General features: G+C 67.1%; 14 protein-coding genes and 1 pseudogene. 11 read left to right on the forward strand and 4 right to left on the reverse strand.

What is annotated here, in order from left to right:
- The 3 genes and pseudogenes from AC1DYX_RS09125 to AC1DYX_RS09135 form a co-directional block, all read right to left on the reverse strand.
- Window positions 1–297 (reverse strand): annotated as a pseudogene (locus AC1DYX_RS09125) (IS481 family transposase); the annotation flags it as partial.
- Window positions 298–443: 146 nt separating this feature from the next.
- Window positions 444–1,145 carry a pirin family protein gene (locus tag AC1DYX_RS09130; RefSeq protein ID WP_477258483.1) on the reverse strand — a complete coding sequence of 234 codons (702 nt, stop codon included), beginning with the start codon at window positions 1,143–1,145 and terminating at the stop codon, window positions 444–446.
- A gap of 101 nt (window positions 1,146–1,246) precedes the next feature.
- Window positions 1,247–1,456, reverse strand: a complete 210-nt coding sequence (locus AC1DYX_RS09135; protein ID WP_259447651.1) for a DUF3820 family protein — start codon at window positions 1,454–1,456, stop codon at window positions 1,247–1,249.
- A 61-nt stretch (window positions 1,457–1,517) separates the two neighbouring features.
- On the opposite strand from AC1DYX_RS09135, the gene AC1DYX_RS09140 reads away from it, so the two are divergent.
- The 10 genes from AC1DYX_RS09140 (at window position 1,518) to AC1DYX_RS09185 (ending at window position 17,360) form a co-directional block, all read left to right on the forward strand.
- Window positions 1,518–1,940 carry a DUF1810 domain-containing protein gene (locus AC1DYX_RS09140; protein WP_477258485.1) on the forward strand — a complete coding sequence of 141 codons (423 nt, stop codon included), beginning with the start codon at window positions 1,518–1,520 and terminating at the stop codon, window positions 1,938–1,940.
- 90 nt (window positions 1,941–2,030) lie between these two features.
- The gene (locus tag AC1DYX_RS09145; protein ID WP_477258487.1) at window positions 2,031–3,557 is read left to right on the forward strand and encodes an NYN domain-containing protein; all 1,527 of its coding nucleotides are present in this window, start codon (window positions 2,031–2,033) and stop codon (window positions 3,555–3,557) included.
- A 119-nt stretch (window positions 3,558–3,676) separates the two neighbouring features.
- Window positions 3,677–4,105 (forward strand): hypothetical protein, encoded by a 429-nt coding sequence (locus tag AC1DYX_RS09150; RefSeq protein WP_477258489.1) that lies wholly within the window; start codon window positions 3,677–3,679, stop codon window positions 4,103–4,105.
- Window positions 4,106–4,167: 62 nt separating this feature from the next.
- Window positions 4,168–5,370: a sodium:solute symporter family transporter gene (locus AC1DYX_RS09155; RefSeq protein WP_477258491.1), complete on the forward strand. Its 1,203-nt coding sequence runs from the start codon at window positions 4,168–4,170 to the stop codon at window positions 5,368–5,370.
- A 37-nt stretch (window positions 5,371–5,407) separates the two neighbouring features.
- Complete coding sequence (gene sppA / locus AC1DYX_RS09160) at window positions 5,408–7,279, forward strand: signal peptide peptidase SppA (protein WP_477258493.1); 1,872 nt, start codon at window positions 5,408–5,410, stop codon at window positions 7,277–7,279.
- 309 nt (window positions 7,280–7,588) lie between these two features.
- The gene (locus AC1DYX_RS09165) at window positions 7,589–8,983 is read left to right on the forward strand and encodes an efflux RND transporter periplasmic adaptor subunit (protein WP_477258495.1); all 1,395 of its coding nucleotides are present in this window, start codon (window positions 7,589–7,591) and stop codon (window positions 8,981–8,983) included.
- A 127-nt stretch (window positions 8,984–9,110) separates the two neighbouring features.
- Entirely contained in the window at window positions 9,111–12,233 is a 3,123-nt protein-coding gene (locus AC1DYX_RS09170; protein WP_477258497.1) for an efflux RND transporter permease subunit, read from the forward strand.
- On the forward strand, window positions 12,230–15,505 hold the full coding sequence (locus AC1DYX_RS09175) for an efflux RND transporter permease subunit (RefSeq protein WP_477258499.1): 3,276 nt from the start codon (window positions 12,230–12,232) through the stop codon (window positions 15,503–15,505). The genes AC1DYX_RS09170 and AC1DYX_RS09175 overlap by 4 nt, the downstream gene beginning before the upstream one ends.
- Before the next feature lie 8 nt (window positions 15,506–15,513).
- Entirely contained in the window at window positions 15,514–16,953 is a 1,440-nt protein-coding gene (locus AC1DYX_RS09180) for an efflux transporter outer membrane subunit (protein WP_477258501.1), read from the forward strand.
- An 8-nt stretch (window positions 16,954–16,961) separates the two neighbouring features.
- The gene (locus AC1DYX_RS09185; RefSeq protein WP_477258503.1) at window positions 16,962–17,360 is read left to right on the forward strand and encodes a hypothetical protein; all 399 of its coding nucleotides are present in this window, start codon (window positions 16,962–16,964) and stop codon (window positions 17,358–17,360) included.
- A gap of 214 nt (window positions 17,361–17,574) precedes the next feature.
- On the opposite strand, the gene AC1DYX_RS09190 is transcribed toward AC1DYX_RS09185, so the two are convergent.
- Entirely contained in the window at window positions 17,575–18,570 is a 996-nt protein-coding gene (locus AC1DYX_RS09190) for a bile acid:sodium symporter family protein (RefSeq protein WP_477258505.1), read from the reverse strand.
- Between the two features lie 294 nt (window positions 18,571–18,864).
- Here AC1DYX_RS09190 and AC1DYX_RS09195 point away from each other — a divergent pair, with 294 nt between their 5' ends.
- Window positions 18,865–20,604: a rhamnogalacturonan lyase B N-terminal domain-containing protein gene (locus AC1DYX_RS09195; protein ID WP_477258507.1), complete on the forward strand. Its 1,740-nt coding sequence runs from the start codon at window positions 18,865–18,867 to the stop codon at window positions 20,602–20,604.
- Window position 20,605 lies beyond the last annotated feature (1 nt).

Here is a 20,605-nt window from a genome sequence, read left to right on the forward strand (position 1 = left end):
GCGGGACACATCGGCATTGATGTACTGCTTCGTGATGAACAGCAGATCGTCGAGTGGCAGGTAGAGCGATTGGCGCAGTGCCAGGACGATGGCCTCCTGGGCCGCGCTCAAGGTCGTATGCAGCGTGTGGGCACGATGTGAGCGGTCCTGTACATCGTCGCGCCCCAGCCATTTTTGTGCAGTGGCCCGAGTGACGTTGAACACTCTGGCCGCTTCTCTGGACGACAGGTTGGAATCCTTAATCTCCTGGCGGATTTTCGGTGTCATTCGAGCTTGCGAGTGGATGCGTGAATTCATGCTGTGAACTGCTTCTGGTGGGATTGAATGTTGAGTTCAGCAGTTCCGAAGCTCAACCGCAACTGGAACCGGTTGCCTGGGCTTCGCATATGATCTTGATCCCGGTCTCCGCAACCTTGGCAGCGGAGACCGCCATTCCCACCCCATCAAGCAGGCAGATCAAACAACAGCAGTTCAGCCCCCTCCGCCCGGTCAAACACGACCCGCTCCTCACCCCCGATCTTGAGCGCATCCCCATCCTTCAGCGCCACGCCATTGACGGAAACATCCCCGCGAATCACGTGCACATACGCGAGCCGCTCCCGATCCAGCACATGTTCGACCCGATCGCCTTCATCGAGAATGGCCGCATACACCGACGCATCCTGATGAATGGTCACCGACCCCTGCCGCCCATCCCGTGAAGCGATCAGCCGCAGTTTGCCCTTCTTGCTTTCGGCAGAAAAATGCTTCTCCTCATAGCTGGGCGGAATACCCTTCGTATCCGGCTCGATCCAGATCTGCAGGAAGTGCACGGGCGCCGTCTTCGATCCGTTGAACTCGCTGTGCCGCACGCCGCTGCCGGCGCTCATGCGCTGCACGTCGCCGTAGTGCAGGACGGAGCCCGTGCCCATGCTGTCCTTGTGCTCCAGCGCGCCGTCCAGCACGTACGAGATGATCTCCATGTCGCGGTGGCCGTGCGTGCCGAAGCCGGCGCCGGGGGCGACGCGGTCTTCGTTGATCACCAGCAACGGGCCGAAGCCGGTGTGGCGCGGGTCGTAGTAATCGGCGAACGAAAAGGTGTGCCTGGACTGCAGCCAGCCGTGGTGGGCTGCGCCCCGTTCATCGCTCCTGCGGACTTCCATCATGGTGTTTCTCCCTGTTGATTGCTGTCGATGGAAGCCAGTATAGGGACGCTGGACGACATTGAAAAACGAGTAATTTCACGCACCAGCATCGAAAAAATCGATCATCGCCGCAATGGGTCGAGCAGGCCGCGCAGGTTGTTGTGGTCGAGTTCGTACATGAGGGCGAGCAGTTCGCCCAGCTCTCCCTTCGGAAAGCCTTCTCGGGCGAACCAGCCCAGGTAGTGGCCGGGCAGTTCGGCGATGGTGCGGCCTTTGTATTTGCCGTAGGGCATTTCACGGGTCAGCAGCAGGGTGAGGTGTTCGGGTTTCATCGTGCCGCCACTTTAGCAAATCGCGCGAACGGCGTACGATGCGCCGAAGGAGGAGAGACCGATGGCAACCGACTTCAACCTGGACCGCTTCGTCGAAGCGCAAAACGGCGTGGTCGACACGGCGCTGGCCGAGCTGCGCGCCGGCCGCAAGCGCACCCACTGGATGTGGTTCATCTTCCCGCAGATCGAGGGGTTGGGGCAGAGCGCGATGGCGCAGCGCTATGCGATCCGCTCCGCCGACGAGGCCGCCGCCTACCTCGCACACCCCGTGCTGGGCCCCCGGCTGCGCGCGTGCGCGGCGGCGGTCGCCAGCCATGACGACCGCGGCGTCGACGAGATCTTCGGCCATCCCGACAACCTCAAATTCCATTCCTCGATGACGCTGTTCGCCGACGTCGCGCCAGACGAGGCGATCTTCCAGGCCTGCCTCGACCAGTTTTTCGACGGCCGTGCCGATCCTGCCACGCTGGAGCGCCTGGACTGAGCGCGGGCCGCGGATACGTCCGTGTCCGGTTCGCCATCGTTGTTGCGTATAATCCCAGGTCAGCTCGTCCACAACCACACAACAACACACATGGCTTCATCTTCAGACAACATCAGCATGGCAGTGTTCTGCGACTTCGAAAACGTCGCACTCGGCGTGCGGGATGCGAATTACGAAAAATTCGACATCAAGCCCGTCCTCGAACGCCTGCTGCTCAAGGGCAGCATCGTGGTCAAGAAATCGTATTGCGACTGGGATCGCTACAAGGGTTTCAAGGCCACGATGCATGAAGCGAACTTCGAACTGATCGAAATCCCCCACGTGCGCCAGTCGGGCAAGAACTCTGCGGATATCCGCATGGTCGTGGACGCGCTCGACCTGTGCTACACGAAGTCGCACGTGAACACGTTCGTGATCGTCTCGGGCGACTCGGACTTCTCTCCGCTCGTCTCCAAGTTGCGCGAGAACGCGAAACGCGTGATCGGCGTCGGCGTCAAGCAGTCGACGTCCGACCTGCTCGTCGCCAACTGCGACGAATTCATCTTCTACGACGACCTCGTGCGCGAGCAGCGCCGCGCCGCCGCCAAGCGCGACGAGCGCAAGGCCCAGCCGCAGAGCCGCCGTCCGTCCGACGAGGGCAACCGCAAGCGCGAGGAGATGGAAGCGCGCAAGCTGCAGGCGCTGGAGATGGTCGTCGAGACCTTCGATGCGCTCGTCTCCGAACGGGGCGATACGGGCAAGATCTGGGCGTCGCTGCTGAAGGACACGCTGAAGCGCCGCCGCCCGGACTTCTCCGAGACCTATTACGGCTTCCGCACGTTCGGCAACCTGCTGGAAGAAGCGCAGACGCGCGGCCTGTTCGAGTTCGGGCGCGACGAAAAATCCGGCACCTATGTCTTCCGCGGCGCCAACGCCCAGGTCGAGTTGCCCGTCGTCGACGCCGTGGCCGAACCGGCCGCCGTGCCGGACACCGAGCCGCAGCAGGCCGCGGCCGAGCCGGTGGCGGACGCCATCGACGAACTGGGCGCGGAAACCCAGGGCGAGCAGCCTTCGGAAGCGCCGGCGCCGGCCTCCGCCCGTGAATCACGCCGCCGCGGTGGCCGCAACCGCAAGGGCCGCGACACGCAAGCAGTCGCACCGGCATCCGAAGACGTGGCCATGGCTACGTGGCCGGCGCCGACGCCGGACCTGGCCGAGACGCCCGAACCGGTGGCGGCTGCGGCCGAGGACGCCGAGGCGCCCGCAGCGGCCGTCGAAACGCCTGCACCGAAGGAACGCCGCCGCCCGACCCGCAAGACGCCGTCCCGCAAAGCCGCGGCCGCAGCCGCCGAGGCGCCGCAGGTTGCCGACACCGGCACGGCCGTGATGCCGGAGGCGGCAACGGCGGACGATGGCGCCTTCGCGCTGGACGCGCAGACTGCTGTCGTGGACGCCGGTGCCGACCTGGCAGCGGCGCCGGCCGATCCGGTTGACGTGGAAGGTGAGGGCGACGGTCAAGCCAATAAGTCGGCCCGCAAGAAATCGTCCCGTCCATCGCACAAGGCCCCGTCGCGCAAGCCCGCCACGCGCGCGCCGCGCCGTCCGGCCAAGCCGAAGACGCCGCCGGAAAACGGCTGACGCGACACCTCCCGGAAGCGGCGCGCGGATTCCTGCATCCGCGCGCCCGCGCGGCGCATGGCTGTGCAATAATGACAAGGCCCCCAGCGCTTTGCTGCACCGTCCTGCAAAGGCCCATCATGCGTACGCTACCCCGGTTGTTCGCCTGCCTGTCTCTTGTCGCTACCGTGTCGGCCGAAGCGGCTGCACCATCGGCTTCGCATCCTTTGCTGGGGATCTGGATCCTCACGATCCCGCAGTTCGGCTGTTCCGAAACCTACCACTTCCGCGGCGACGGCACGACGCTCGTGAAGAGCGCGGACGAAGTGTCGGAAAGCGAGTTCACGGTGGCGGAGCAGCCGAGCGCCAAGGGCTTCTACAGGATCGAAGACCGCATCGTGAAGGACAACGGCAAGCAGGACTGCTCCGGCGAGATCATGAAGCCGGGCACGCTCGCCATCAACTACATCCGCTTCCACCCATCCGGCGCCCGCTTCGTGATGTGCCGCGACGAAACCATGGACGCCTGCATCGGACCATTCGAGCGGGCGCCGGGGCAGGGCATCTGACCATCGGATTCGGTCGCCGTTTCCGTGTATATTGCCGGGCAATAAGATCACATGGACTCCCGATGTCCCCGGCTTTGCTTTTCTGTATCCTCATCGGCTATTTCGCCCTGCTGCTCGGCGTCGCCCGGGCCACGTCGCGCGGTGCCAACAACGACAGTTTTTTCATCGGTAACAAGAGCAGCAACTGGATGCTCGTCGCATTCGGCATGGTCGGCACCACGCTGTCCGGCGCCACGGCGCGGCTGTACCTCGTCGTCGCCGTCCTGCAGAACATCATCCTCGGCATGATCCTGCTGTACACCTACCAGGGTGGCGTGAAGACCATCGTCTGGACCGACACCCTGCAGACGACGTGCATGCTGGCGGGCCTGTTCGCCTGCGTCGCCTTCATGCTGGGCCAACTCGACCTGACGATCCCGCAGGCCCTCCAGCAGATGCAGGCGCGGGGCCTGGCGCGCGTGTTCACGCACGACGTGGACAGGCCCGGTTACTGGCTCAAGCAGATCGTGGCCGGCATCTTCATCGTGCTGACGATGACGGGCATGGACCAGGAAATGATGCAAAAGACGATCTCCGTGAAGACGCTGAAGGATTCGCAGAAAAACCTGCTGAGCCTGACGGCCGTGCTCGTCGTCGTGCTGTGCGCCTTCCTGTTCCTCGGCGGCCTGCTGTACCTGTACGCGTCGGTGGCCGGTGTCACGGCGACGGGCGATAAAATCTTTCCGGCCGTCGTCATGGGACACCTGCCCGCGTTTGTCCAGATCATCTTCCTGATCGCGCTGATCTCGGCACTGTTTCCCAGCGCGGACGGGGCCATCACGGCGTTGACGTCCACGTTCTGCATCGACATCCTCGGCATCAGGCGCCGCGCCGACCTGACGGAAAGCCAGCGCATGCGCCTGCGCCGCCACGTGCACCTGGCGTTCGCCTTCCTGTTCCTGGCCATGGTGCTCGTGTTCAAATGGGTGGACAATCCCAGCATGATCGTCGTGATCCTGAAGCTGGCCGGCTATACATATGGACCCTTGCTCGGTCTGTTCGCATTCGGCATGATGACGACACGCACGCTGAACGACCGTCTCGTGCCCGTGGTGACCATCGGCGCCCCGATCCTGTGTGCGCTGCTGGAATACCACCAGCACGCGTTGCTGGGCAGCTACCGCCTCGGCCTCGAACTGCTGATCGTGAACGGCGCCCTCGTGTTCGCCGGCCTGTTCGCGATCTCGCGCCGTGCCACGGCCAGCCCGGCGACCGCCACCGCATGACCCGAACGAACCGATTTTCTAACCAGCCGGAGAAACGATGTCCTTCAAGCCCCTGTCTTCCCTGCGCCGCGGTCTGGGCGCGCTCTGGCGCGGCCTCGATGCCACCCGCCGTTTCGTGCTGAACCTCATCTTCCTGCTCATCCTCATCGCCTTCGTGTGGGCGCTGTTCGGCGGCGGGCTCAAGCCGCTGGCGCCGAAGACGGCCCTCGTGCTGGACCTGAAGGGCGAACTCGTCGAGGAGCGCGCCGGCAGCGTGCGCGATTCCGTCGTCGCCGGCCTGTCCGGCAACGGCCGCCGGCTCGTCCGCCTGCCGGACGTGCTGAAGGCGCTGGACGGCGCCGCCAGGGATGCCAACGTGAGCGAGGTCCTGCTGCTGCTCGACGAGATGGACGGCGGCGGCCTCGCGTCGCTGCGCGAGATCGGTGCGGCCGTCGAGCGCGTGAAGGCGGCCGGCAAGCGCGTCGTCGCCTGGGGCGGCACGTTCGACCAGAAGCGCTACCTCGTCGCGTCGCATGCCAGCGAGATCTACCTGCACCCGATGGGCATGGTGCTGATCGAAGGCTTCGGGCGCCATCGCAACTATTACCGGGACGCCCTCGACAAGCTCGGCGTCACCGTCAACCTGATGAAGGTCGGTACCTATAAAAGCTTTGCCGAGCCGTTCATCGGCAACGGCCCGTCGCAGGCCGCGCAGGAGGCGGACAGCTTCCTGTACAACGCGCTGTGGACGGGCTATACGGCGGAAGTCGAGAAGGCGCGCAAGCTGCCGGCCGGCGCCATCGCGAAGGGCATCGACGAGCTGCCGCAGCGGATGGCTGCCGCCAACGGCAACGCGGCGAAGGTGGCGCTGGACTGGAAACTGATCGACGGCGTCAAGACCCGCGACGAGGTGCGCGAGATGTTCGTCAAGCGCGGCGTGTACGACGACCACATCAAGAGCTTCCGCCAGGTGGGCTTTGGCGACTACGTGTCGCGCAACCCGGACAAACCGTTCGGCGACGCCGTGGCCGTCGTCGTCGCGGCCGGCGACATCACGGAAGGCACGGGCGGCCCCGGCATGGTCGGCGGCATCTCGACGGCGAACCTGATCCGCAGCGTGCGCGAAGACAAATCCGTACGGGCCGTCGTGCTGCGCGTCAATTCGCCGGGCGGCAGCGCCTACGGCTCGGAACTGATCCGGCGCGAGCTGGAACTGACGCGCGCGGCCGGCAAGCCGGTCGTCGTGTCGATGGGCGACGTGGCCGCGTCGGGCGGTTACTGGATCTCGATGGCGGCCGACGAAGTCATCGCCGACCCGCAGACCGTCACGGGTTCGATCGGCGTGTTCGCCATCCTGCCGACCGCGGACAAGGTCGTCGACAAGCTCGGCATCCACACGGCCGGCGTGACGACGACGTGGCTCGCGGACGCCTACAACCCGCTGCGCCCGCTCGATCCGCGCTTCGGCCAGCTGATCCAGGCCAGCATCAACCACATCTACGACGAGTTCACGACCAAGGCCGCCATCGCGCGCAGGACGACGCCGGCCAGGATCGACGAAGTGGGCCAGGGCCGCGTGTGGACGGGCACCCAGGCCAAGGAGCGCGGCCTTGTCGACCGCCTGGGCAGCTATGGCGACGCGCTGCGCTCGGCCGCGAAACGGGCACACCTGGGCGACGATTTCCGCGTCACCTATGCCGAGCGGCCGACGACGCTGGCCGAGCGCGTCCTGGAGCGGATGGGCCTGTCCGACGCGCAGATCCTGACCGTGCAGGTGAAGCTGGGCCTGCTGCCGGCCGACCTCGGCACGGCCGCGCTGGGCGGCACGACGGCGGCCGCGATCGGCAAGGACCTGGGCTGGCTGTCGGCCGTCGCCGACCGCAGGCAACCGTTCGAGGCCGTCACGCACTGCCTGTGCGGGGCGCCCTGAACCTTTCCGGGCTGTTAAGCTTTGTAACAGCATGTAGGCGAMCGACCATACGCCGAAACATGGCGCCGTGATGGATCTGGACGGGCGTGGGACTCTCCCGCGCCTTTTTTGTTTGGATCTCCCGGGATGTGGGCGACATCGGTGTAAAACCGTGTAAAGGCGCAAGATTTCTTGTCTGGAAGGATGCTTGCCCGGCGGGGTGAAGGCTCGCTGATGCGTACGTTACGAAACATAAAGCCCTGGCATGCCGTGCTACATTTTCAGGAAACTTTATTGTGCTTTTGAGCACTCGGCCGCCAAGGACTCGCAATGGATTCGACCGTCACACCCGACAAGAACAAGACCCCGACCCAGACGAAACGCGGGCGCCGCTCGCGCCTCATCGGCACCATCGTCGCGATCCTCGCGATGGCCGGCCTGGGCGGGCTGGCCTGGCACCTCATCCACCAGCCGCAGGGCGGCCCCGGCGGCGCAGGCAGGCAGGGCGGTGCCGGACCCGGCGCCGGCCGCGGCGGTCCGGGTGGTCCGGGCGGACGCGGCATGCCGGCGACGACGGTCGGCGTCGGCAAGGCCGAGCGGGCCGACATCCCGATCGTGCTGGGCGCCCTTGGCACCGTGACCCCGGCCGCCGTCGCGACGGTGCGGCCGCAGATCGGCGGCGTGCTGCAGAAAATCCTGTTCACGGAAGGACAGCTCGTCAAGGAAGGCCAGGTGCTGGCGACGATCGATCCGCGCCCCGCCCAGATGGCGCTGCTGCAGGCCACGGGCCAGCGCCAGCGCGACCAGGCCCAGCTCGAGACGGCGAAAGTCACGCTGGGCCGCTACCAGACGCTGCTCCAGCAGGATTCGATCGCGCGCCAGGACGTCGATACCCAGGCCGCGCTGGTGAAGCAGCTGGAAGGCACCGTCACGACCGACAAGGCGGCCGAAGGCATCGCCCGCATCAACCTCGGCTATACCCAGGTGCGCGCGCCGATCGCCGGCCGCGTGGGCCTGCGTACGGTCGACATCGGCAACCTCGTGGGCAGCACCGATGCGAACGGCATCGCCGTCATCACGCAGCAATCGCCGATCGACGTCGAATTCGCCGTGCCACAAGACCAGCTGCCCGCGATCCAGCAGCGCGTGAACGCCAGCGCCACGTTGCCCGCGACGGCGCTGGACCGCACCCGCACCCGCGAGCTGGCGCAGGGCCGCTTCATGGCGCTGGACAACCAGGTCGACACCACGACCGGCACGGTCAAGGCCAAGGCGCGCTTCGGCAACGAGGGCTCGACACTGTTCCCAAGCCAGTTCGTGAACATCCGCCTGCAGGTGGACGTCATCAGGAATGCCGTCACGGTGCCGGTGACGGCCCTGCGCCATGGCGCGAACGGCGATTACGTCTACGTGCTCGACCAGCAGACCCGCACGGTGGCGCTGCGCACCGTGAAGCGCGGCCAGGCCGATGCCGAGCGCGTCGAAGTCACGAATGGTTTGCAGGGCGGCGAGACCGTCATCACCGAGGGCGCCGACCGCCTCAAGGACGGCGCCAGGGTGACCCTGCCGGGCGACCGGCCGGCGCGCGGCGCCGGCGGCGCGGGTGCCGGGGGGCAGGGCGGACAGGGCAACTGGAAGGGCCGCCAGGGCGCGCAGGAAGGCGCGCAGCAGGGACAGCAGGGCCAGCACCGCCGCCGTCAGCAACAGGAAGGGGCCGCACAATGATGCCGTCCGTAGGGTGGGCACCACGTGCCCACGCGGGCGTTTGCGATGTGTTGGCGTCGCGCGTGGGCACGGGGTGCCTACGCCGGCCGCGCCCCCCCAACGTTTGCCCGTCTAGCGGAGGCGTCGCATGAGTCCATCCGCACCTTTCATCCGCCGCCCCGTCGCCACGTCGCTGCTGATGCTGGCGATCGTGCTGGCGGGCCTCGTCGGCTATAAATTCCTGCCGCTGTCGGCACTGCCGCAGGTCGACTTCCCGACGATCCAGGTGCAGACGCTGTACCCCGGCGCAAGCCCGGAGGTGATGGCGCGTACCGTGACGGCACCGCTGGAACGCCAGTTCGGCCAGATGGCGGGCCTGGCGCGCATGAGTTCCAACAGCGCGGCCGGCGTGTCCGTGATCACGTTGCAGTTCTCGCTGGGCCAGACGCTCGACGTGGCCGAGCAGGAAGTGCAGGCCGCGATCAATGCCGGCGGCTCGCTGCTGCCGACCGACCTGCCGGCACCGCCCGTGTACGCGAAGGTCAACCCGGCCGATGCGCCGGTGCTCACGCTGGCCATCACGTCCGACACGATGCCGCTGACGGAGGTGCAGAACCTCGTCAACACGCGCCTCGCGCTGAAGATCAGCCAGGTGAACGGCGTCGGTCTCGTCACCCTGCAGGGCGGCCAGCGGCCGGCCGTGCGCATCCAGGCCAATACGGAGGCGCTCGCCGCCAACGGCCTCGGGCTGGACACGCTGCGCACCGCCATCACGAACGCCAACGCCAACAGCGCCAAGGGCAGCTTCGACGGCCCGCTGCGCGCCTACACGATCAACGCCAACGACCAGCTGGTCACGGTGCCGGATTACACGAATTTGATCGTCTCCTACCGCAACGGCGCGCCGGTGCGCCTGGGCGATGTGGCGAAAGTCGTCGACAGCGCCGAGAACGTCAAGCTGGGCGCGTGGGCCAACATGAAGCCGGCGATCATCCTGAACGTGCAGCGCCAGCCGGGCGCCAACGTGATCGCCACGGTGGACGCCATCAAGACGCGCCTGCCCGAGCTTGCCGCCAGCCTGCCGCAGAGCGTCCACATGGACGTGCTGTCGGACCGCACCAACGGCATCCGCGCCTCCGTCGAACACGTGCAGATCGAGCTGGTGCTCGCCGTCGTCCTCGTCGTGCTCGTGATCTTCGCGTTCCTGCACAGCCTGCGCGCCACCGTCATCGCCAGCCTCGCGGTGCCGATCTCCCTCGTCGGCACGTTCGGCGTCATGTATTTGCTGGGCTACAGCCTGAACAACCTGTCGCTGATGGCGCTGACGATCGCGACCGGCTTCGTCGTCGACGACGCCATCGTCATGATCGAGAACATCTCGCGCTACATCGAGGAAGGCGAAAAGCCGATGGACGCCGCGCTGAAAGGGGCCACGCAGATCGGCTTCACCATCATCTCGCTGACGGTGTCGCTGATCGCCGTGCTGATCCCGCTGCTGTTCATGGGCGACGTCGTGGGCCGGCTGTTCCGCGAATTCGCGGTGTCGCTCGCCATCACGATCCTGATCTCGGCCGTCGTCTCGCTGACGCTCGTGCCGATGATGTCGGCCCGCTGGCTCAAGCAGCACGACAAGGCACATGACAGCGCATTCGCCCGCCGCTTCCAGTCGCTGTTCGACTGGACCGTCGGCCACTATGACCGCAGCCTGAACTGGGTGCTGGCGCGCCAGGGCCTCACCTTGCTGGTCGCGCTGGGCACGCTCGTGCTGACGGCGCTGATGTGGGTGTACATTCCGAAAAGCCTGTTCCCGACGCAGGACACGGGCCAGCTGCAGGCCCGCGTGGAAGCGCGCCAGGCGATCTCGTACAGCGCGATGGCCGACCTGCAGCAGGCCGCCGCGCGCGAGATCCTGGCCGACCCGGATGTCGAATCGCTCGCGTCGACGGTGGGCGTGGATGCCGCCAACAACACGATGCTCAACACCGGCACCATGCTGATCAACCTGAAGTCGAAGCACGGCGACCAGCAGGAGCTGATGGACCGCCTGCGCTTGCGCGTCGCCCGGAACGTCGCGGGTGCCACGCTGTACCTGCAGCCGACGCAGGACCTGACCATCGACGCCGAGACCGGCCCCACGCAATACCGGCTGTCGATCGAGGGCGCGGATACGAAGACCGTGACGGACTGGGCGCACAGGTTGACCGAGGCCATGGCGCGCCGCAAGGAGCTGGCCAACGCCGTCACGGACGCCGGCGCCCTGGGCGCCGCCGCCTACGTCAACATCGACCGCGACAGCGCCTCGCGCCTGTCGGTGACGGCCGCAAACGTCGACGACGCCCTGTACAGCGCGTTCGGCCAGCGCATCGTCTCGACGATCTTCACGGAGACGAACCAGTACCGCGTGATCCTGGAGGCGCAGCAGGACGAGACGATGTCGCTCGATGCGCTGCAGGACCTGCAGCTGCGCACCGGGTCCGGCTCGCCCACCCCCTTGTCCGCGATCGCGGCTATCACCGAGCAGGCCGCGCCGCTGCAGATCACGCACGTGGCGCAGTATCCCGCCACGACGATCGGCTTCGACACGGCGCCCGGCATCAAGCTGGGCACCGCCGTCGCCGCCATCAAGGAAGCGGCGCAGGACATCAACCTGCCCGCGTCCGTCAGCATGACGTTCCTCGGTGCGTCCGGCGCGTATCAGGCGTCGCTGTCTAACCAGCTGTGGCTGATCCTGGCGGCCGTCGTCTGCGTGTACATCGTGCTGGGCGTGCTGTACGAGAGCTACATCCACCCGCTGACGATCCTGTCCACGCTGCCCTCGGCCGGCGTCGGCGCGCTGCTCGCGCTGGGCGTCACGGGGCAGGGCCTGGGCGTCATCGGCATCATCGGCATCATTCTCCTGATCGGCATCGTCAAGAAGAACGCGATCATGATGATCGACTTCGCCATCGAGGCCGAACGCGACGAGGGCAAGGACCCGCGCACCGCGATCCACCAGGCCGCGATGCTGCGCTTCCGCCCGATCATCATGACCACCCTGGCCGCGCTGTTCGCCGCCATCCCGCTGATGTTCGGCTGGGGCGAGGGCGCCGAGCTGCGTCGCCCGCTGGGCCTTGCCATCTTCGGCGGCCTGATCGTCAGCCAGCTGCTCACGCTGTTCACGACGCCCGTCATCTACCTGGCGTTCGACCGCATGGCGCGGCGCTGGTCCGGCGCCGAGCCGGCCAAACCTGCCGGCGCCGCCCGCGACAAACCCCGCGGAGCCGGCGCATGAGTCTCTCGCAGCCGTTCATCCGGCGGCCCATCGCGACGGTGCTGCTGACCATCGGCATCGCGCTGGCGGGCATCGGCGCATTCTTCGTGCTGCCCGTCTCGCCGCTGCCGCAGGTCGACTACCCGGCCATCTCCGTGTCGGCCAACCTGCCGGGCGGCAGTCCGGACACGATGGCGACGTCGGTGGCGACGCCGCTCGAACGGCGCCTCGCCGTCATCGCGGGCGTGAACGAGATCACGTCCAGCAGCGGCAACGGCTCCACCCGCATCAACCTGCAGTTCGACCTCACGCGCCAGATCGACTCGGCCGCGCGCGAAGTGCAGGCCGCGATCAACGCGTCGCGCGCCGACCTGCCGGCCACGTTGCGCAGCAATCCCACGTACCGCAAGGCCAATCCGGCCGACGCGCCCGTCCTCATCCTCGCGCTGACGTCGAAGTCGCGCAGTCCCGGCCAGATCTACGACGAGGTGTCGAACGTCGTGCAGCAGAAGATCGCGCAGGTGAAGGGCGTGGGCGACGTGGAGCTCGGCGGCGGCTCGCTGCCGGCGGTGCGCGTCGACCTGAATCCATACCAGCTGAACCAGTACGGCCTGTCGACCGAGGACGTGCGCGCGGCGATCCAGGCCACCAATGCCAACCGGCCGAAGGGCGCGCTGGAGGGACGGGGCATGCGCCTGCAGATCTATTCGCAGGCGAACACGCCGACCAATGGCCGCACGGCGGCCGACTACAAGGGCCTCGTCGTCGCCTGGCGCAACGGTTCCGCGATCCGCCTGCAGGACGTGGCCGACGTAAAGGATGGCGTCGAGGACATCCACACGCTGGGCCTGTTCAACGGCGAACCCGCCGTGATCGTGCTGATCACGAGCCAGCCGGGCGCCAACGTCATCGAGACCGTGGACGGCGTGCGTGCGCTGCTGCCGCAGCTGCAGGCCCAGTTGCCGCAGGACGTGCACATGCAGGTGGCGTCGGACCGCACCAATTCGATCCGCGCCTCCCTGCGCGAGATCGAGCTGACCCTGATGATCTCCATCGTGCTGGTCGTGCTGGTGGTCTCCGTGTTCCTGCGCAGCGCCCGCGCCACGATCGTGCCGGCCGTCGCCACCGTCGTCTCGCTGCTGGGCACCTTCGGCGTGATGTATTTCCTGGGCTTCTCGCTGAACAACCTGTCGCTGATGGCGCTCACGGTGGCCACCGGCTTCGTCGTCGACGACGCCATCGTCGTGCTGGAAAACACGAGTCGCCACGTGGAGCAGGGCATGGACCGCATGAAGGCGGCCCTGCTGGGCGCGCAGGAAGTGGGCTTCACGGTGCTGTCGATCAGCCTGTCGCTCGTGGCCGTGTTCATCCCGCTGCTGTTCATGGGCGGGCAGGTGGGCCGGCTGTTCCGCGAGTTCGCCGTCACCCTGTCGGCCGCCGTGCTGATCTCGCTCGTGATCTCGCTGACCACGACGCCGATGCTGTGCGCCATGCTGCTCAAGCCCGGCCAGCACCTGCACGACCACGTGCAGCGCAAGCCGGGCCGCCTGGCACGCTGGTCCGAGCGTGGCTTCGACGCGATGCTGAGATGGTACGAGCATGCGCTCGACTGGGCGCTGGACATGAAGCCGCTCGTGATGCTGATCCTCGTGTTCGTCGTCGGCCTGAACGTCTACCTGTTTTCCAATGCACCGAAGGGCTTCTTCCCGCAGCAGGACACGGGCCAGGTCAACGGCGGCATGCGCGCCGACCAGAGCATCTCGTTCCAGGCCATGCAGGGCAAGCTGCGCCAGCTGGTGAACATCATCAAGAGCGATCCGGCCGTGGACACCGTCGTCGGCTTCACGGGCGGTTCGCGTGCGGGCGGCGGTTTCATGTTCATGAACCTGAAACCGGCCAGCGAACGCGCCAAGGGCGAGAGCGGCCAGGCCGTGATCGCGCGGCTGCGTCCCAGGCTGGCCCACGTGACGGGCGTGCAGCTGTTCCTGAGCCCGGTACAGGACCTGCGCATGGGCGGGCGCCAGTCCAACTCCACGTACCAGTACACGCTGAAGAGCGACAACCGGGCGGACCTCAAGCGCTGGGCATCGCGGCTGGCGGATGCGATGAAGACGCAGAAGTCGCTGGTCGACATCGACACCGACCAGGCCGACAACGGCGTCGAGACCTATGTCGACATCGACAAGCAGACGGCCGCACGCTTTGGCATCGCGGCGAAGGACGTCGACAACGCGCTGTACGACGCGTTCGGCCAGCGCCAGGTGGCCAATATCTACGACGAGTTGAACCAGTACCATGTGATCATGGGCGTCGCGCAGAAGTACGCGCAATCGCCGGCGGCGCTGGACGACGTCCACGTGCCTGCCAAGAATATGAGTGCCACCACCACCACGAGTGCCGGTGCCGCCAGCACGGGCACCAGCGCCGGCACGCCGGCCGCGCCCGCGAACCTGACGGCCGCGCGCGATCCGTCCAGCGGCTCGGCGCTGTCCGCGAGCGCGACGACGATGGTGCCGCTGTCCGCCATCGCGCACTTCGCCGAACGCGCGACGCCGAGTTCCGTCAACCACCAGGACGGCGAGCTGGCGACGACGATCTCGTTCAACACCGCGCAGGGCTATTCGTTGTCGGAAGCGCAGCAGGCCGTGAAGCAGGCGGAAGCCGACATCGGCATGCCCGTCAACGTGCGCGGCAGCTTCCAGGGCCAGGCGAAGCAGGCGCAGGAATCGAACCAGCAGCAGCCGCTGTTGATCCTCGCCGCCATCGTCGTCATCTACATCGTGCTGGGCATCCTGTACGAAAGCCTCGTGCACCCGGTCACCGTGCTGTCCACGTTGCCGTCGGCTGGCGTGGGCGCCGTGCTGGCGCTGCTGCTGTTCCACATGGAGTTCGACATCATCGCCCTGATCGGCGTGTTCCTCCTGATCGGCATCGTCAAGAAAAACGCGATCCTGATCATCGACTTCGCGCTGGAAGCGGAGCGGGCGCGCGGGCTGTCGGCCACCGCGGCCGTGCGCGAAGCCTGCCTGCTGCGCTTCCGGCCGATCCTGATGACGACGCTGGCGGCCGCGCTGGGCGCGCTGCCGCTGGCGATCGGCTTCGGCGAGGGCTCCGAGCTGCGCCAGCCGCTGGGAATCGCCATCATCGGCGGCCTGGTCGCGAGCCAGCTCCTGACTCTGTTGACGACGCCCGTCGTCTACGTCTACCTCGACAAGCTCCGCAGCCGCCACGCCGACGAGCACCACCTGGTCCGCCATCCGCTCGAGGACCAGCCCACGACTTCCCAGCCATGAACCGAACCATGAGAACCACCCCGACCCTGCGCCTGTTGACCTCCATGCTCCTCGCTTCCGCGGTGGTGTCCAACCTTGCGGGCTGCGCGTTCACGCCAAGGTACGAGCGTCCGGCGACGCCCGAAGCGGCCGCGTTCAAGGAGCTGGCCGGATGGGCGCCCGCCGCGCCGGCCGATGCGCTGGAACGCGGTCCGTGGTGGAACCTGTTCGCCGATCCGGTGCTGGACGGGCTGATGCGCCAGGTCGAAGTCAGCAACCAGAACGTGGCGGCGGCCGTCGCCGCGTACAGCCAGGCGCGCGCCGTCGTGGCCGGGCAGCGCGCCGCGCTGTTCCCGACCGTGACCCTGGATGCGGGCGCCAACCGTGCCGGCAGCGGCACCGGTTCCGCGACCGTCGGCGGCCGCACGACCAACAACTACCGCCTGTCGATCGGCTCCAGCTGGGAACCGGACGTGTGGGGACGCCTGCGCGCGGGCATCTCCGTCGCGCAGGCCAATGCGCAGGCCAGCGCGGCCGACCTGGCGTCGGCGCGTCTGTCCGCGCAGGGCGAACTGGCGACGGATTACTTCACCCTGCGCTCGGTCGACGCCCAGCGCGCGCTGCTCGCGACGACGATCGAAGGCTACCAGCGCGTGCTGAAGATCACGCAGAACCGCTTCGACGTCGGCATCGTGCCGCACTCGGACGTCTACCAGGCCCAGACCCAGCTCGCCAGCGCGCAGAGCGACGACCTGACCCTGGCGCGCCAGCGTGCGCAGCTGGAACACGCGATCGCCGTCCTCATCGGCAAGGCACCGGCCGAGTTCGCGCTGGCACCCGCGCAGTGGACCGTGACGGTGCCCGAGGTGCCGGTCGGCATGCCGTCCACCTTGCTGGAACGCCGTCCCGATATCGCCGCCGCCGAACGCGCCGTGGCCGCGGCCAACGCCCAGATCGGCATCGTGCGCGCCGCGTACTTCCCGCAGATCGGTTTGACGGCGTCGTACGGCACGTCCGCCAGCGCCATCGCCGACCTGCTCAAGGCATCGAGCGCGGCGTGGGCGCTGGGCCTGACGGCGACCGAGACCATCTTCAACGGCGGCGCCAACCGCGCCGCGGTGCAGGGTGCGAACGCGGCGCGCGAACAGGCCGTCGCGCGCTACCGCCAGACCGTGCTGACCGCGTTCGCCGACGTCGAGGACCAGCTGGCCGCCACGCGCATCCTGGCGCAGCAGCAGGAGTACGAACGCGTGGCATCCGAGGCCGCGGACAAGGTCGAGGAACAGGTGCTGAACCGCTACAAGGCGGGCCAGGTGGATTATTCGCAGGTGGTGCAGGCCCAGGTCACGGCCTTGTCCGCGCGCCGCTCGCTGGTGCAGGCGCAGGCGAACCGCCAGGCGACGGCCGTGGCGCTGATCCAGTCGCTGGGCGGCGGCTGGCACGCGGACCAACTCGTCAGCCAGAAATAGGTGCCGCCATGCCGGGATGGACTGCGCTGTATCTCGCCGGCGACGTGGCGTTGTCGGCATGGATGTTGCGCCACGATTTCCGCCGCCGCGGCCGCGCGGCCGTCATCGCGACGGTGGAGCTGCTGGGCAGCGTGAGCCTCGCGCTGCCGGCGCTGGCTTACCTCGACCCGGACTTCGGCGCGCTGCTCGACGATACGGCCCTATGGAGCCTGTTTGCGGTCGGACTGGTGGCGCTGGTGGGCTTCGGCTGGCGCGACGTGCGCGCGAGCCTCGTCGACCCGCACCGCGCGTGGCTGCCGCCGCGCCGGCGCTGGCTGCTCACGGCGCTCGGGCCGGGCATGATGCTGGCCGCGGCGTTGCCCGAAGTGTGGTGGGGCGGCCTCGCATTGGCGCACGTGCCGCCATAAATTCGGGGTCAGAAATTCGGGGTCAGAGCACATTTTTCACGGTATTCGGGGTCAGAGCGAATTTCAAATCATGTCGATTCGGCACCCCGATGGCCTGCCGCAGTCTTGCCACGCCCGACGATGTGTTCGAATTGATTCTCTTGCGAAGTTGCGCGAAAAAGTGCTCTGACCCCGAATTTGTGCTCTGACCCCGAATTTTCCTGACCCCGAATTTTCAGGTTCGGGTTTCGCGGCCCCACTTCTGCGCGAGCACCGCACACACCATCAACTGGATCTGGTGGAACAGCATCACGGGCAGGATCACCATGCCCAGCGCGCTCGGCGCGAACAGGACCTTGGCCATCGGCACCCCGCTCGCGAGGCTTTTCTTCGAACCGCAGAACACGATCGTGATCTCGTCCTCGCGCGAGAACCCCAGGCGCCGGCTCGTCCACGTGGCAAGACCCAGCGCGATCGCCAGCATCACGCAGTTGACGGCGACGAGGCCCGCGAGCGATTCCGGCGACAGCTTGTGCCACAGGCCCTCGTTGACGGATTCCGAAAACGCCGTGTAGACCACGAGCAGGATCGAGCCCTGGTCGACGATCTTCAGCATCGGCTTGTGGCGGTCGACCCAGGTGCCGATCCACGGGCGCAGGAACTGGCCGGCCAGGAAGGGCAGCAGCAACTGCTCGACGATGGTGATCACCGCATCCAGCGACGAGCCGCCCGCCGCGCCCCGCACGATCAGCATCGACACGAGCAGCGGCGTGACGAAGATGCCGACGAAGTTCGACGCCGACGCGCTGCACACGGCCGCCGCCACGTTCCCGCGCGCCATCGACGTGAATGCGATCGACGACTGCACGGTCGAGGGCAGCGTGCACAGGAACAGCAGGCCCACGTACAGCTCGGGCGTGACGACGCGGCCCGCCAGCGGCCTCAATGCGAGGCCCAGCAGCGGGAACATGACGAAGGTCGATGCGAGTACGAGCAGGTGCAGGCGCCAGTGCGTCATGCCCGACACGATGGCTTCGCGCGACAGCTTGGCGCCGTGCAGGAAAAACAATAATCCGATGGCGACCGTGGTGACCTTGCCGAGGGCGATGGCCGTCTGGCCGGCGCACGGCAGCACGCTGGCGAACAGCACGGTGCACAGCAGCAGGATGGTGAAGGTGTCGATCGACAGGCGGCGGAGCAGGGCGGAAAAGGGAGCGGGGAAGCTGGGCATGATGATGGTCGGAGGAGCCTCCGGGCGATGCCGGACCCGTCATTCTATCTCCATCCGCGCCCGCCTGCAGGGCCGCACCAGGCCTTGCCAGGACGGCATCGCTCAAGCGCGTGATTCTTTGCATCCGGCACCGCGTGCCCCGTTGACCCGCCACCGGCACCCGTCAATACTTGCATGCAAACCAGGCAATAGCAGGATTTGACATTCGGGCCGGACGTCCCGATTCCACGGAGCCCGCCGCAGGCATGGGAGGGGCAAGCCACGTCCTCGACAACCACACAGGAGACAGGCACGATGCAAACTATCCTACGCAGGACCTCGGCCGCAGTGCCCAAATTCGCCATATTCGCCGCACTGGGCATGCTGGTATCCGGCTGCGGCGGCGACACCGCCGGCGGCACAGCTCCCTCCACGCACCTGCTCGCGACGGTCGCGGCGGCATCCTCGTTCGGCCTCGCGCAGGACGCGAACTTCTATACGATCGACACGGGCGCGGGCCTCGTCTTCAAGGTGCGACGCCTCGACAACGGCGTCAGCACGCAGTCGGCCGGGGACATTGCCTCGATGCTCTACAACGGCGTCGAGTACCAGGACCAGGCGCGCGGCACGCAGGTCAATTCCGGCTTCGACTTCCTGTACACGGGCGTCTCGGCGGTGAACGTCAGCGCGCAGACGGTCGGCACCGACGTCGTCAAGGTGACGGTCCAGGCGGGCAACCTGACGCACTACTACATCGCCCGGCGTGGCGAGGCGAAGATCTATATGGGGACGTATTTTACGAGCGAGCCGGACACGCTGAACCTGGCGCGTTTCATCGTGCGCGTGCCGATCGCGCGGCTGCCCAACGGCCCGGCGCCGTCCGACCTGCGCGGCAACACCGGCGCGATCGAATCGAGCGACATCTTCGGCATGGCGAACGGCGAGACGCGTTCCAAGCACTACTCGAACATGCGCCTGAAGGACTGGCAATACATCGGCGCGACGGGCTCCAACGTCGGTCTGTGGATCGTCCGCGACAACAACGAGGGCAATGCCGGCGGCCCGTTCTACCGCAGCCTGCTGAACCAGGGCACGAGCACGGACCAGGAGATCACCTACATCATCAACTACGGCGAAGGCCAGACGGAACCGCTGCGCACGAAGATCCTCAACACGTACACGATGGTGTTCAACGATGGTTCGGCACCGGCGCCCGTGGACACCTCCTGGCTCGGCACCCTCGGCCTCACCGGGTGGGTCGCACCGGAAGCGCGCGGCACCGTCAGCGGGTCCGCCATCACCGGCCGCGATGCGCGCTTCGCCTACACGGTCTCTTTTTCGAACGCGACCGCGCAGTACTGGGCGGCGGCCGACGCGACCGACGGCCATTTCACGAGCGCGGGCATGATCCCCGGGACCTATACGATGAAGGTCTACAAGAACGAGCTGGCGGTCGACACGCGCACGGTGACGGTTGCCGCCGGCGCCGTCACGAACACGGGCACCGTGGCCGTCACGGGCGATCCGGGCAGCGCGGCGGCGTTGTGGCGCATCGGCGAGTGGGACGGCTCGCCGGCGGAATTCATCAACGGCGGCAGGGTGACCACGATGCACCCGTCCGACGTGCGCATGGCGCCGTGGACGGTGGGCGACTACGTGGTCGGCATGTCGACGCCGGCGACGGGTTTCCCCGCCTACCAGTGGAAGGACGTGAACGGCACGTTGACCGTGCGCTTCAACCTGCGCCAGAGCCAGATCGTGCCCCTGACGCTGCGGGTCGGCATCACGACGGCGTTCGCGGGCGGACGCCCGAAGCCGCAGGTGAACGGCTGGATACCGGCGAATCCGTCGCCGTCCACGCAGYCGTCGTCGCGCACGCTGACGGTCGGCACCTACCGCGGCAACAACACGATGTACACCTTTAATATCCCGGCCAATGAACTGATCGTGGGCCAGAACGTGCTGACGCTGACGGCCATCAGCGGTACCGCCGGCACCCGCTTCCTGAGCCCTGGCTACAGCTATGACGCCATCGACCTGATTCCCACACCATGAA

The organism is Massilia sp. P2_C2, assembly GCF_056404615.1.

Bases quoted from the DNA above. Each gene is read 5' to 3' on its own strand.
- AC1DYX_RS09145 (WP_477258487.1), top strand. From the start codon at position 2,031: ATGGCTTCATCTTCAGACAACATCAGCATGGCAGTGTTCTGCGACTTC.
- sppA (WP_477258493.1), top strand. From the start codon at position 5,408: ATGTCCTTCAAGCCCCTGTCTTCCCTGCGCCGCGGTCTGGGCGCGCTC.
- AC1DYX_RS09170 (WP_477258497.1), top strand. From the start codon at position 9,111: ATGAGTCCATCCGCACCTTTCATCCGCCGCCCCGTCGCCACGTCGCTG.
- AC1DYX_RS09150 (WP_477258489.1), top strand. From the start codon at position 3,677: ATGCGTACGCTACCCCGGTTGTTCGCCTGCCTGTCTCTTGTCGCTACC.
- AC1DYX_RS09165 (WP_477258495.1), top strand. From the start codon at position 7,589: ATGGATTCGACCGTCACACCCGACAAGAACAAGACCCCGACCCAGACG.
- AC1DYX_RS09135 (WP_259447651.1), bottom strand. From the start codon at position 1,456: ATGAAACCCGAACACCTCACCCTGCTGCTGACCCGTGAAATGCCCTAC.
- AC1DYX_RS09140 (WP_477258485.1), top strand. From the start codon at position 1,518: ATGGCAACCGACTTCAACCTGGACCGCTTCGTCGAAGCGCAAAACGGC.
- AC1DYX_RS09190 (WP_477258505.1), bottom strand. From the start codon at position 18,570: ATGCCCAGCTTCCCCGCTCCCTTTTCCGCCCTGCTCCGCCGCCTGTCG.
- AC1DYX_RS09185 (WP_477258503.1), top strand. From the start codon at position 16,962: ATGCCGGGATGGACTGCGCTGTATCTCGCCGGCGACGTGGCGTTGTCG.
- AC1DYX_RS09155 (WP_477258491.1), top strand. From the start codon at position 4,168: ATGTCCCCGGCTTTGCTTTTCTGTATCCTCATCGGCTATTTCGCCCTG.
- AC1DYX_RS09130 (WP_477258483.1), bottom strand. From the start codon at position 1,145: ATGATGGAAGTCCGCAGGAGCGATGAACGGGGCGCAGCCCACCACGGC.
- AC1DYX_RS09180 (WP_477258501.1), top strand. From the start codon at position 15,514: ATGAGAACCACCCCGACCCTGCGCCTGTTGACCTCCATGCTCCTCGCT.
- AC1DYX_RS09175 (WP_477258499.1), top strand. From the start codon at position 12,230: ATGAGTCTCTCGCAGCCGTTCATCCGGCGGCCCATCGCGACGGTGCTG.